This window comes from Streptomyces lunaelactis (genome assembly GCF_003054555.1).
GTDB classification, from domain to species: Bacteria; Actinomycetota; Actinomycetes; order Streptomycetales; family Streptomycetaceae; genus Streptomyces; species Streptomyces lunaelactis.
The window spans coordinates 6,271,743-6,284,961 of the sequence record NZ_CP026304.1; the positions used below are offsets into that span (position 1 = coordinate 6,271,743).

Consider the following 13,219-nt stretch of genomic DNA (forward strand, 5'->3'; position numbering starts at 1 on the left):
GCCTGATGTTCTCCCCGCTCACCCACGACGACCCGCATGAGCTCGGGGCGTACCGGGTCATGGCCCGCCTGGGCAGCGGCGGCATGGGTACCGTCTACCTCGCCCGCGCGGCCTCCGGCCGTACCGTCGCGCTCAAGACCATGCACGCCCGGATCGCCGCCGACTCCGCCTTCCGTACCCGCTTCCGGCTCGAGGTGGATGCAGCCCGCGTCATCGGTCCCATCCACGGCGCCCGGGTCTTCGACGCCGACCCGCTCGCCGAGACACCCTGGATGGCGACGGAGTATGTCCTGGGACCACCCCTTGACGACGCGATCGCCCTCTCCGGCCCACTCCCGGAGCCAGCGGTACGCGTCCTGGGCGTCCTGCTGTGCGCAGCTCTGGCCCAGCTACACGACTCGGACGTCGTCCACCGTGACCTCAAGCCGTCCAACATCATGCTCACCGTGGACGGCCCCAAGGTCATCGACTTCGGCATCGCGAGAGCGATGGGCGACGACCGTCTCACGCGTACAGGCGCCGCGGCCGGCACCCCAGCCTTCATGTCCCCGGAGCAGGCGACTGGCCAGGATCACACTTCCGCCGGCGATGTCTTCGCCCTGGCCGGGGTCCTCACGTATGCCGCCACGGGCCACGGCCCGTTCGGCACCGGCCAGCCCGCCGACCTCCTCTACCGCGTCCGCTACGCCGACCCCGACCTCACCGGCGTCCCGGAATCCCTGGCCGCGGTGCTGGCCCACTGTCTGCACAAGGACCCGGCGGATCGTCCTACGACAGCGGAACTCGCGGCCCAACTGTCCACGGACACAACCACCTTCGCGCGCCATCTACCCGAATCCCTGCTCACCGAGACAGGCCGGCGAGCGGCGAGCGTCTGGCGCGCCCAGCCACATCGCCTCCTGCCTCCGGTGGACACGTCACCACAAGCCCCGACCACCCCCATGTCACCCGCGTTGTCCCGCCGCAAGCTGTTGACGGTGGGCGGAGGATCAGTGCTCGGAGTCGCTGCCGCCGGGACGGGGGCGTGGGCGTGGCTGGGACCACAGAACGGACGTGACAACGGCAAGGGCGCGGGGGGCAGCAAGCCGAAGCCCGCGACATCGAGGACGACAGCGAATCCGGACATGGATTGGCAAGTCCCTATCAGCACCTCGAAAGCCACGATCGTGCCGCCTGCTCCTCTGGACATCGGTGGAATCGCCATAGCGGATGACAAGGGTGTGCGTGTCCTCGATCCCGCGGACGGTGGGATCAGGATCGCTGCCCTCAGCAAGGCCCCGGCGCACCAGTGCGTCACCGACGGATACCACCTGCACACCTGCGAACCGCCTTCGGCCAGTGCGGGGCCTCTCAGCATCAGGTCGGTCGACATCTCCAGGGGAAAGCTGGACCCTGCTGCTGTCGAGTACCAGGACTTCAATGGAGAGCTCCAGGGAACACAGCTCCTGTGCGCTTCGGAAGACGCCCTCTATCTCGCTGCCGGACAGGGCAAGCAGTCGGGAGAAGGGATCGGCTTCAGCGGCGACCAGTCCTGGTTCCTCCTCGCGATCAACACCAAAACGAACAAGATAATCTGGCGTCAGCCACTACCGCGCCGGCCCGAATCTTCGCGACGGCTGCACTTCCTTGCTGCCCATGCCACCGACCGGTATCTCGTGCTCCAGCGGGAGACCTCGGGCGGCAAGGTAAAACTCTCGGTGCGCGACTCCCGAACGGGAAACCTCCGCTGGGAGCAACCGATGGCCGTATCCGAACCGGATGACGTCCGGGGCGTGCTCGCCGTGGCATACGACACGGTGTATCCGGCAGCGGGAGCACTGCGTGCCTTGAACCTGAGCGACGGCAAGGAGGCGTGGAACTTCGGGCGCTCCCGTCGGACCGGGCCGCCGGCGGTCAACGACTTCGTGTTCGCCGTTGAGGAAGGGCTCGGCCTTGTGGCTCTCGATCCCCTCTCCGGAGAACTGAAGTGGGAGGAGAAAGGTGGCCATGGGGCTGATGCCGACCTCATCACCCCACCTATCGCTTTCTATCGCTTTGTCTACAGCAACAGCCCCGGACAGCTCCGCATCATCAACGCCGAGACGGGCGAGTTCCGCAAGGCGTACAAGGCCACAGGCGACCGCTTCTTCGCGTACATGGGCATCCCCGAGAAGGTGGTCGCCGTGGGCGCGGACTTCATGGCGGCCTACCCCGTCCAGTGAACTCACAGATCAAGCGCACTTCAGAGAAAGCAGCCTCCCGATGATGCCCCTCGGCACTGGTGACCCGCTCCGGCTCGGCCCGTACCGCCTTCTCGGCGTGCTGGGCGAAGGCGGCATGGGAAAGGTGTACATCGGACAGGACAACACCGGACACACGGCCGCGGTGAAGGTTCTCAGGCCGGAACTTGCCCACGACCAGAACCTCGCCCAACGCTTCGTCCGCGAGGCTCAGATGGCACAGGCCGTCACGAGCACGGGCGTGGCACGCGTCCTCGGTGCCCACACCGAAGGCGGGCGGCCCTGGATCGCCACCGAGTTCCTGACGGGGCCGACCCTCGACCAGGCGGTGGGCGTCCACGGGCCGTTCGACGACTCGGCCGTACGAGCCCTGGCCGCCGCAATCGCCCGCACGCTGAGGGACATCCACACCGCGGGCCTGGTCCACCGCGACCTCAAGCCCTCCAACATCGTTCTGACGTCCTCCGGCCCCCGCGTCATCGATTTCGGCATCGCACGCCCCGAACACGGGCTCACCCTCACCACCACCGGCGAAGTCCCGATCACCCCTGGCTACGGCGCCCCGGAGCAGGTGCTGGGCCAGCGCGTCGGTGCCCCCGCCGATGTGTTCTCGCTGGGCGCGGTGCTGGTGTACGCGGCGAGTGGGGCCCGGGCATTCGACGGCGGCCATGTCGCAGCGGTGCAGTACGAAGTCGTCCATGGCGAACCCCAACTGGGCCACCTACCGGAACAACTGCGGCCGCTCATTGCCCCGTGTCTGTCCAAGGACCCCGCTTTCAGGCCCACTCCCGGCCAGATCACCGGAGCTTTCGCACCGCCGCGGGGAGCGGACCGGGTGTGGCGTCACGGCCCTCTGGCGAGCGACATCAAGCAACGTGAACGTACCCTTCACGAACTGACCACGGTCGTGTCGGGGAGTGGCGCTTCCCAGCGCATCTCGCGGCGCCGCCTGATCACGACGCTGGCTGTCGGCGGCACCGTACTCGCGGCCGGCGGCGGCTCGGCGGCCTGGTGGATACGAGGGCGTGAGGAGCCCGACCCCTTCGCCCTTCCGCCCGCCGCCAAGACACCTGAGGCGCGCACGCTGTCCGCAACCACGGTCTCCGGCCGGAAGCCCACTCCTCTGTGGGGGCCGTTGCCGGTCATCACCAAGGATTCGCCCGGCCCTCTGCCAGTCCGTGATGTCATCGTCGTCGGCGCCAAGAACGGTGGAATCGCGGCTCACAGTGTCATCGACGGAAAGCGTCGCTGGACGGCACCCGAGGTCGACGTGGCAGGCGGATACAGCTCACTGTCGGACGTTCTGATCGCGGCCGTCGACACAAAGGGAATGTTGGTCACTTTCGTCGCCTCCACCGGCGAGCCGCGGTGGAGGGTCGCGGCGGAAGCCAAGAACATCGTCGCAACCGACGACACCGCGGTGTACGTGGCCACCAAGAACGGCAAACTGCGCAGCATCAGCCGCTCCAACGGCGAGATCCTCTGGACAGTCCGGGTGTCGGTGGATCTCAAGACAAAGAGGCCGGTGGGCGCTGCGGCACAAGGCCATCTAGTCGTTGCCTCAGAGTCAGAGACCGGCGATGTCGTCGCCGTCGATGCGGGCGACGGTCACGAGCTGTGGAAGGCCGGAAACCTGGCCTCTGTTGACGGGGTACCTCCCAGTCCGGTCATCTCTGGGGAGACTGTGTACCTCAACGGCGCCTCCATGACTGTGCGTAGCCTCGCCGACGGCAACGAGCGGTGGGCGACGAGCAAGATCGCCGATGGCAAGATCTACCCCTCCGGCCCACCGCTCATCCGTGGGAAGACTGTCTATGTCACGGAAGGGCCCTTCATCAGGGCTTACAACTCCGCTGACGGGAGCGAGGAGTGGGAGTCGGTCAAGTCCTACTTCATGTACAGCCCGGTAGCCGTTCAGGGCAACGGCGTGTACGCCATCAGGTCTACCGTGTCCGATGTCGATGTGTGGGCCATCGACCAAGACAGCCGCAAGAAGGCATGGACATACCCTCTGAACAAGGACGCCGGCCACTACTGGATCGTGGGAGACGGCAACCGCATTTTTGTCAGGAACGGCGATTCGCTGCTTGCGCTGCCGGTGTTCGCTTAGAACGGCTGACACAGGCGACGTGCGCTCAACCACCCACCGGTGGGCGGGTGCTGCGGCGGGCGATCGCGGGAACGATGCCGCGAGCCACGACGGGCTCCGCCGGATCTCGCATCCCACGGGGAACGGTCATCGGCGGTGAGGGAGCGGCACCGGGGCGTGCCGCTGCGAGGCCCAGCCAGTCCGGAGTCGTCGGGGCAAACCCTGCGAACAGCGCGCCCCGATCCACTGGGCGAGGTACCCCAAGCTCGAACGGAGTCGTTGGCACACCGCGGAACGGCGCTCCCGGCTCAGGGCCGGGCGCTGGAGGCTTTACTGCAGGCGGTGCTGGCTTTGTCGGCGGCCGCCCAGAACAACGGCAGTCCGGTGATGAGGAGCAGGAACGGACCGGATCAGCACGTCGAACGGTTCCTGGACGCTGGACACCGTGTCTGCTGGGTGACCGGCGACGAGGTCTATGGCGGTAACCCGAAACTGCGGTCCGCTCTGGAGGAACGCGGGATGGGCTACGTGCTCGCAGTGGCCTGCTCGGCCGAAGTGGCCACCGGGGCAGGAAGGTTCCGTGCGGATGCCCTGGCCGCCAAACTGCCCCGGCGGGCCTGGCAGAAGCTGTCCGCCGGACAGGGAGCGAAGGGACAGCGTTGCTACGACTGGGCTGTGATCGATCTCGCCGCCATGGGATCAGGAGGCCGCCAGCAGCTGGTCCGCCGTAGCCGAACCACCGGTGAACTGGCCTACTTCCGCTGCCATTCCGCCCAGCCGGTGCCGCTGAACACCCTGGTAAAGATCGCCGGTTCCAGGTGGCGAGTGGAGGAACCGACGGTCTGATCCCGCTGACCTGTAATGAGATCCAGCGACTGTTCATCACCGTTGCCGTCCGGCTTCTTCACGATCCGGCCCACCGGCTCGACTGGTCCGAGTGGCGACGCCGCCACCAGGCAAGGTCACGGACCAGCCATTACCTACGACAGGCCGTATCCCAGACATGAAGATCACGATCTACAGCTGGAGCCTATGGGGTGGCCGACCGGTAACTCGCAGGTTGGACTCGGCACTGGCCAGAAGATCCCAAACACACCTTTAGGGTGCGCCGTCATCGTGAGGGCACTCATCGGATTGCTCGACCGCTTTGGTGTAAGCGGGGATCAGACGTTTCATCGCGGCTTCGTCATCCCGGCCGGATGCAAATACCTGGATGACGGTGAACAAATCCTGCTTGGGGTGGGTTGAGTCGGCGCACCCCTCTGTTTTGCCGACGGATCCGGTACCTGAATAAAGGTACTTCTCGTCATCCGATACCTGTCCGGGGGCCACCTTTGCGTGTACGGCGGCTACATCGATGACCCCGTCACCTGCCCCCTTCCCCCACCATATCCGGCTCGCGATGACAGCAACTTTTCCATCCACGAGGATGTTGCATCGAGTAGTTCCGCCGGAGGGTGACTCTTTTTGCGTGGAGATTTTCTCGCCGGGTGGCAAGAACGGTGACAGTAGGTCGGATTTTACGCTTACGCCGCACAGCGAGTCCGGGACAGCGTACTTCCGCTCTTCGCTCTTTGAGTTTGAGCATGCTGACAGCGCCGCTCCGAGGGCGATGGCTGTCGCCAGGAACGCAACCTTCCTAGGTGTCAGTGAGAGTCTGACACGGGAGTACATCAAGACTGAAGGCCTCTCTGAACGGGGTGACAGCTACTCAAGGCGCGAGATCGATTGCCGAAGGTGTGTGGCATCAGATGTCCGTCTTGAGGTCCGCTGCCATGGAATTCACACTCGCCTCGGACGCCCTGAATCCGCTCTGGGTGCCGGTGCGCGCCCATTCCCCTACATCCTCAAGGCCAGTTCTTTTATGTGCCTCTGCCGCAAGTTCAGCTGCCCTCTCGGTGTACTTGGTGTTGCTCTCCAGGCCATTTTCCCAATGCTCACCCATGACGGGGCCGGCCTCAGCCTTGGCCTTGCCCTCGGCGTCCTTGAACACCTCTTCGAGGATCATGCTGGTCACGGTGCCGGCGGCTCCTCCAGCGGCGGCCCCTCCGACAGGGCTGGCGATGAAGGTCGTGCCGACACCAACAGCGGTGCCGACCACGCCCGAAATCCCGTTCTTCATCTGGGCCACGGAGTGTTCGTAAGCCTTGTCCTTCTCCTCGGCCTCGCCGGCGACGGCTTCCGCGCGGGCTTGTGCAAGGGTTCCCGAGACTTCACCCGATCCGTGTGCAATTTGCTCAACGACAAACTGTGGATCGTTGGAGTAGCGCAGGTCCGCTGGAAGCTCGGGGTTGAGGTGATAGTCCATGAGGTTCGCCATGTAGGCTTTCTGACTCACCTCAATTGCAGCATAGCCTTCGTCGTCCTGGCCAACGGTGAACAGGAATCGCGTGACGTCCCGGTGATTCATGTCGGCCTGAGAGCCGGCGAGCGGGAAGAGCCTGTTCGTGTCCTCGTCACCGTCATCGGTCATCGCGCGGTTGATATCCGGCAGATATTCCGACGCGATCTGCCCCATGCTGTCCGACATGAAGCCATGCTTGGTGAGGCGCGTGTTGTCCTCCGAGATGGACTCGACGATGCTTTTCATGAGGTTGGCCTGCTCCGCGTTGTGCGGCGGCGTGTCAACGGTGGGCAGCTCGCCGGCCGGGTGACCCGTCGTCGCCGCTTCCAGGGCAAGTGCCAGGTTGTTGCGGCCCTCGATGCTGTCCTCGAGTTCGCTGTCCATCTCCGGGGGCCAGTCGCGCTCCTCGAAGAGGTAGTCGAAGTTGGAGAGCTCGTCCTTGACCTCCTTCCCGTCCTTGTCCTTCGTCTTGAAGTCGTGATCCTCATCCTTCGTGACAAAGTCGGAGTTGAAGAAGTCGGTCGCTGCATCGGGGCTGTTCGAAAGCGCCTTCAAGAAGCCGATCATGGGATCCGAGCCGGAGTCTGTGCCGGTCCGGTTCAGATTCGGGTCCATTCCCATGTGCATCCACAGCGTGGGCGTGTGGCGGCCGTTGCTGCTGGCTGCTTTCTCGGTCTTCATCAGCTCGGTGCCGTAGTCGTTGAGGAACCGGTCCTCGAAGTTTCCCCAGCGCATGAGATTGCTCATCACCTGGAAGCCTTGGGTCGTGCTGTTCTTGTGCACCGGCTGGCTGCCGAGATCTGTCATCTCGTACTTCCACTTCGACATGTCAGGCGTGTCGGCCTGGGTCGCGGTGGCCAGCGTGAGGCTGAGGTTCTTCTGGAGATCGTCGAACTGCTCACGCCGTTCAGGGAAGAGATCCCGGTTCTTCGCGGGGTCGTTGATGCCGGCCCAGAATTCCAGCGTGCCTTTCGCGGTCAGTTTCTCGGCGAAGTGCTCGGCGAAGATCTGATCACCGGAGTACTTCTGCAGCCCCGCGTTGAGCCGGTCGAACTCCTTGACCGTCAGGTCCTCAGGGTCCTTCTTCGCCAGCGCGGCCAGCTCTTCCGCTTCCTTGACGGCGGCAGCCGCCGAGTCGCGGTCCTTGTACACCGCGTCCGAGAAACCGAGGTCGGTGAGGTCGACGAGTGCCTTGAGGGACGTGGCAGCGGTGCTGTCTATCTCGGTGGCCTTGTCGAGGATCCCCTGGAGCTCGTTGCGGAGCTCATTGACATCCTTCTGGCCGGTGGAGCTCTTGGAGTCCGGGTTCTCCTCGACGGTGAACGCGTCACCCTTCGCCGTGACGGTGAGGTGCTTCCCCCGGCCCCGCTCGACGGCTTCCTTGAGCAGGCGTTGCTGGGTCTTCAGCTCGTCGCGGGTGTCGGTCATGATGTCCCGGATCGACGTCGCCTGTGTGTGGGCGTCGGCGAACTCTCCGGAGGTCTTGCCGATGAACTCGCGGGAGACCGTGGCGTTGTAGCCGGACCAGTTGGCCTTGAGAGCCTTGCCCCGGAGTCCTTCCCGCGCGTCTTTCTCCAGCTCTTTGAGCTTGGTGAGCATGCTCGTCCAGTCGGTGACCGTGTCATCGAGCATTTTGAAGTTGGCCGAGTGAAGGGCTTCGAAATCCATGCCGCCGTACCCCTAGTCCTTCTTGTCCTTCTTATCCTTCTCGCCATAGACCGGGTTGTCCTTGCCCGGCGGTGCGTACGACTCGTCGAAGCCGCTGTCGAGCGTGTGGATGCTGCTTACATGCCGCTGGATGAAGATTTCGTCGCCCTGGTGCGCATTCTTGGTGAAGTCCATGTGGTTCGAGATGAGCGCGCAGGCATCCATGACCGAGCCGAGCTGCTTGTCCCAACGCAGTGAGACATGCGACAGCGCCCCGCCCAGAGCGAAGCCCTGCGTTGTGAGACTGGTTCCGGCTGAGTCGGTGCTGGTCACCCGCCCTTCCTTCCACAGCCGGTTGTACAGCTTGAACGCCTCATCACCGATCGCGGCCAGATCCTTTTGGTTGACCGTCAGATCTCCCACCGGGCTGCCGGCGTTGGGCCTGTCCTCCGGCGGCAATCCGTTCAGCTGCATCCCCGTCGACTGGCGCTCCGCCGCCGACGCCTTCAGCTGCTCCCACTCATCCCACGCCATCTGCGGGTTCCTTCCCCCGTGTGTGCCGATGAACGGCACATTCCGCATCAACTTATTGATTCGCTTCGGCTACTCGCAAGCGCGGTCCGTGACGTCGGTCTTGAGGCTGTACATCAAGTTGTCCACGGCATACGCCTGTTTGGACTGGCTGGGCAGCGGCTTGGCCGTCACTATCAGGCAGACCGCGTCCACGACCGCTGCGCCGACCGTCAGTGCAGCTCCGTCGGCATCAGCCCCGTCTGCACCAGCGGATTCCCCCGCTGCCGCGAGATGAAAATGCCCCGTCCCGCCGGCATCGGCCGCATCCTCGTGCCGCCGAGTACGTCGCCCTCTTGCGGGTCGCCGGAGAGCAGCACACCCTGCGCGCCCAGCTCCATCATCCGCTGCATGAACGGTTCGTACGCGGCCCGGCTCGCGCCGGCCCCGCTGCGGGCGATGATGAAGCGGACGCCCACGTCACGCGCGAACGGCAGATGTTCCGTGAGCTTGGCCAGCGGGTTGCCGCTCGAGGTGGACACCAGGTCGTAGTCGTCGACGACCACATACACCGACGGTCCCTGCCACCAGCTGCGGTCCCGCAGCTGCTGCGCAGTGACATCGGCCGACGGAGTGCGGCGCTGCATCAGATCCATGAGTGCGTCGACGTGGTGGTCCATGTTGTTGGACATGGGGACGTACTCCGCCAGGTGTGTGGACGGGGTGACGTCCAGCAGCCCGCGCCGGTTGTCGATCACGAAGAGCTTGCAGGCATTGCCGTCGTACCGCTCGCTCAACTGCTTGATGAGCAGCCGCAGCAGGTTGGACTTGCCGGATTCGCTCTCCCCGAAAACCAGGAAGAACGGGTCGCGCTCGAAGTTGACGTAGACCGGTTCCAGGTTGTTCTCGTCGATGGCGAACGAGACCCCGCGCTCCGGGTGCGCAGAGCCGGCCGGAAGGTTACCCACCGGCAGTTCGCGCGGCAGCAGCCGCACTGCCGGGGCTCCCGGCGCGGTCCAGTGCCGGGTGACTTCCTGTGTCATGGCGGCCGTGGCCTCGGACAGGTCGCTGTCGGAGTTGATGCCGTCGATCCGCGGTACCGCCGCCATGATGTGCAGCTTCTCCGGGCTCAGACCGCGTCCTGGTACGCCCGCCGGGACGTTGACGGCTGCCTTGCGGTCCACCTCGGAGTCCATCGTGTCGCCGAGACGCAGCTCCAGCCGGTTCATCAGGTGGTCCTTGATGTTGGCGCGGACCTCCATCGAGCGCGAGGCGGTGAGGATCACATGGATGCCATAGCCGAGACCGCGCGATGCGATATCCAGGACGGGCTGTTCCAGGCCCTCGTAGTCCGTACGGAAGTTGCCCCAGCCGTCGATGACCAGGAACACATCACCCCACGGCTGCTCCGTCATCGAGATGTCGCCGCGCGCCCGCAGCCTGCGGAAGGTGGCGATGGAGTCGATGCCCGCGCTGCGGAAGTACTCCTCGCGGCGCGCCATGATGCCGTACACCTCGGCGACCGTCCGCCGTACCCGCTCCGGGTCGAGGCGCGAAGCGACCCCGCCGACATGCGGCAGGCCGGCGATCGAGGACATACCGCCGCCACCGAAGTCGAGGCCGTAGAACTGCACTTCCTGCGGTGTGTGAGTCAGCGCGAACGCTGAGATGAGCGTCCGCAGCAGGGTCGACTTGCCGGACTGCGGGCCGCCGACGATCTGCATGTGGCCCGCTGCTCCGGAGAAGTCCCGGTAGAGAGTGTCGCGGCGCTGCTCGTACGGCTTGTCGACCACACCCAGCGGGACGACGAGACGGCCCGCGCCCTCGTACCCGGGCTGAGTCAGCCCACGGCCCTGCACATTCGAGAGTCCGGGCAGCAGCTCGTCCAGCGACGGCGGGTTGTCCAGCGGGGGCAGCCACACCTGGTGGGCCTCGGCGCCCCGCCCCTCGAGCCGCCGCACGATCACATCGAGCACGGTGTCGGCCAGCGCGTCGTCCTCCGCCGTACGCGCCTCCGGCACCTGGCGCTGAGCACTGGGTTCGACGTACCGGATCGGCACCGGAGCCGCCGTGAACGGTACGGGCCTGCGGTCCACCGGAAGCGGTCCACCGGGGGAAGCCGTCTGCTGGGGGTTCGTGCGGTACACCCCGGAGACGTACGCCGCCTTGAACCGCACCATCTCGTCCGTACCGTATTTCAGATACCCGGAGCCGGGAACGTTGGGCAGCTGGTAGGCATCGGGCACGCCGAGCGCAGCACGCGACTCGGCCGCGGAGAACGTCCGCAGGCCGATCCGGTACGACAGATACGTCTCAAGTCCGCGCAGCCGTCCCTCCTCCAGGCGCTGCGAGGCCAGCAGGAGATGGACGCCCAGCGAACGCCCGATACGTCCGATCTGCACGAACATCTCGATGAAGTCCGGCATGGCGGTGAGGAGTTCACTGAACTCGTCGATGACAAGAACGAGTGACGGGATGGGCTGCAGCAGCGCACCCGCCGCACGTGCCTTCTCGTAGTCGTGAATGTTGGCGTAGTTGCCCGCGTCGCGGAGCATCTCCTGCCGGCGGTTGAGTTCGCCACGGATGGAGTCGCCCATCCGGTCCACCAGCGTCAGGTCGTCCGCAAGGTTGGTGATCACTGCGGCGACATGCGGCATTTGGGACATGCCGGCGAAGGTGGCGCCGCCCTTGAAGTCCGCGAGGACGAAGTTGAGCGTCTCCGACGAATGCGTGACGGCGAGGCCCAGTACGAGCGTGCGCAGCAGCTCGGACTTACCGGAACCGGTTGCGCCCACGCACAGGCCGTGTGGGCCCATGCCCTCCTGCGCCGCCTCCTTGAGATCCAGCATTACCGGGGTGCCGTCTTCGCCGACGCCGATCGGGACACGCAGCCGCTCCGCCTGGGAACGGGGGCGCCAGGTGCGGCTGACATCGACGGAGGCCGCGTCGCCAAGGTTCAGCAGGTCGGTGAAGTCGAGGTTGGCGAGCAGTGGTTCGTCGTCGTCGCCACCCGATGCCACGCGGAGCGGAGCGAGCTGGCGGGCGAGGGCCTCAGCGGCTTCGCGACTCAGCCGGTCGGGCGTCCCGTCGTACACCAGGCCGTGTCCCGACTCCAGTTGAAGGGAGTCGGGGTGCACGACCACCGACAGGCCGCCGCGCGCCCCGGTCACCTCGCCGGGTACGACCTCGATGACCGTCACGCCCTGCAGCCCTTCGGCTGCCGCGAGCGCCGACATGGGGGGTACCGACTGGCCATCCAGTACGACGATGATGTGCGGTTGATCCAGGAGCGGCTGGCTGCCGCCGAAGCGGGGCCGGCCCTCGAGACGCCCGGCGAGCATGTCGTCCAGGTCGCGTGCGTCGGTGGTGATGAAACGGCGGCTGCCCGCGCCGTCGCCGCTGCCCGGGGCCTGGACGTGCGGAAGCCACTTCGCCCACTCCCACTGCGGGGCCGTCTCGCGTCCGGTGGCGATGGCGACGACCAGGTCCTCGGGGGAGTGCAGGGAGGTGAGCGAGCCGACCATCGCGCGGGCTGTGGCGCGGACGGACTCGGCGTCGCCGCTGACCGTCAGGTGGTAGAAGGCGCGCAGCGAGATGGCCATGGGCAGGCCGTCCAGCGTGCCGTGCGCCGTCAGGAACTGCTGCATCGCCCCTGCGGTGAGCGGCTCCAGCTCGTCCACGGGCGCCGTCTCGGGGGCGATGAGGGGGGTCGCGAGCTGCTGGCTGCCCAGGCCGATGCGCACCTGTCCGAAGTCGTCGTCGCCGACGCGGCGCTCCCAGACCCGGCTGCCCTCGGCGACCAGCGCCCACAACTGCTCAGGGGACGGGTGGAGATAGAACTGTGCGTCGCGCTGCAGGTGCGCGGTCCTCAGGACCGTCCGCCTCGTCTGCGTCAGGTACTTCAGGTAGTCGCGCCGCATGTCGGCGAGCTGCCCCTGGGTGCCGCGCCGGTAGCGGACCAGCATCGCGATGGCCATGCCGACCGTCGACGCGATCATCACCATGCCCATGATCCGCATGATCGGATTCGGGGTCATGAAGAAGAAGACGACAGAACCGCCCATACCCAGCATCGGCAGCAGCTGCATCAGCGCCCCCTCCTGCTGTCCTCTCGGCAGCTCGGGCGGGGGTTGCAACTGCACCTGCTCACCGGGCACTTCGGTGGGCAGGGCCCGCGGTGGGCGCTTGACGACGATCTGGCTCACAGCTCACCAATTCCCTTGCCGGATGGAAATGTTCCTATCGGCGCCCCCGTGGCGACGGGCTCCATCCGCGGGGAGGGATCCTACTTGCGTGGCCGGTGAACGGTTGGCGGTAGGGTGGCGCGACGCGTTTGCTCGCCCGTGAACTACCGCAAAAAAAGGGTCATTCGGGGAGCAAAGCGAGGCTCACGATCCATGAGAACCACGA

The 13,219-nt window shown here is 65.9% G+C and carries 6 protein-coding genes and 1 pseudogene; 3 read left to right on the forward strand and 4 right to left on the reverse strand.

The genetic code is table 11. From position 1 onward, the window contains the following. Nucleotides 1-5: 5 nt before the first annotated feature. The 3 genes and pseudogenes from SLUN_RS29030 to SLUN_RS29040 form a co-directional block, all read left to right on the forward strand. On the forward strand, nucleotides 6-2,201 hold the full coding sequence (locus SLUN_RS29030; protein WP_108152933.1) for a serine/threonine-protein kinase: 2,196 nt from the start codon (nucleotides 6-8) through the stop codon (nucleotides 2,199-2,201). 40 nt (nucleotides 2,202-2,241) lie between these two features. Further along, nucleotides 2,242-4,329 carry a serine/threonine-protein kinase gene (locus tag SLUN_RS29035; protein WP_108152934.1) on the forward strand — a complete coding sequence of 696 codons (2,088 nt, stop codon included), beginning with the start codon at nucleotides 2,242-2,244 and terminating at the stop codon, nucleotides 4,327-4,329. Nucleotides 4,330-4,725: 396 nt separating this feature from the next. Beyond that, a pseudogene (locus SLUN_RS29040) lies at nucleotides 4,726-5,315 on the forward strand (transposase family protein); the annotation flags it as partial. Nucleotides 5,316-5,406: 91 nt separating this feature from the next. Here SLUN_RS29040 and SLUN_RS39625 read toward each other — a convergent pair. The 4 genes from SLUN_RS39625 to eccCa all read right to left on the reverse strand — a co-directional run bounded on the left by SLUN_RS39625 (nucleotide 5,407) and on the right by eccCa (nucleotide 13,014). Continuing rightward, entirely contained in the window at nucleotides 5,407-5,982 is a 576-nt protein-coding gene (locus tag SLUN_RS39625) for a hypothetical protein (RefSeq protein ID WP_159100343.1), read from the reverse strand. 73 nt (nucleotides 5,983-6,055) lie between these two features. Further along, nucleotides 6,056-8,320: a hypothetical protein gene (locus tag SLUN_RS29045; RefSeq protein WP_108152935.1), complete on the reverse strand. Its 2,265-nt coding sequence runs from the start codon at nucleotides 8,318-8,320 to the stop codon at nucleotides 6,056-6,058. Between the two features lie 12 nt (nucleotides 8,321-8,332). After that, the gene (locus SLUN_RS29050) at nucleotides 8,333-8,833 is read right to left on the reverse strand and encodes a hypothetical protein (protein WP_108152936.1); all 501 of its coding nucleotides are present in this window, start codon (nucleotides 8,831-8,833) and stop codon (nucleotides 8,333-8,335) included. Nucleotides 8,834-9,042: 209 nt separating this feature from the next. Beyond that, nucleotides 9,043-13,014, reverse strand: a complete 3,972-nt coding sequence (gene eccCa, locus SLUN_RS29055) for a type VII secretion protein EccCa (RefSeq protein ID WP_108152937.1) — start codon at nucleotides 13,012-13,014, stop codon at nucleotides 9,043-9,045. Between the last annotated feature and the right edge of the window lie 205 nt (nucleotides 13,015-13,219).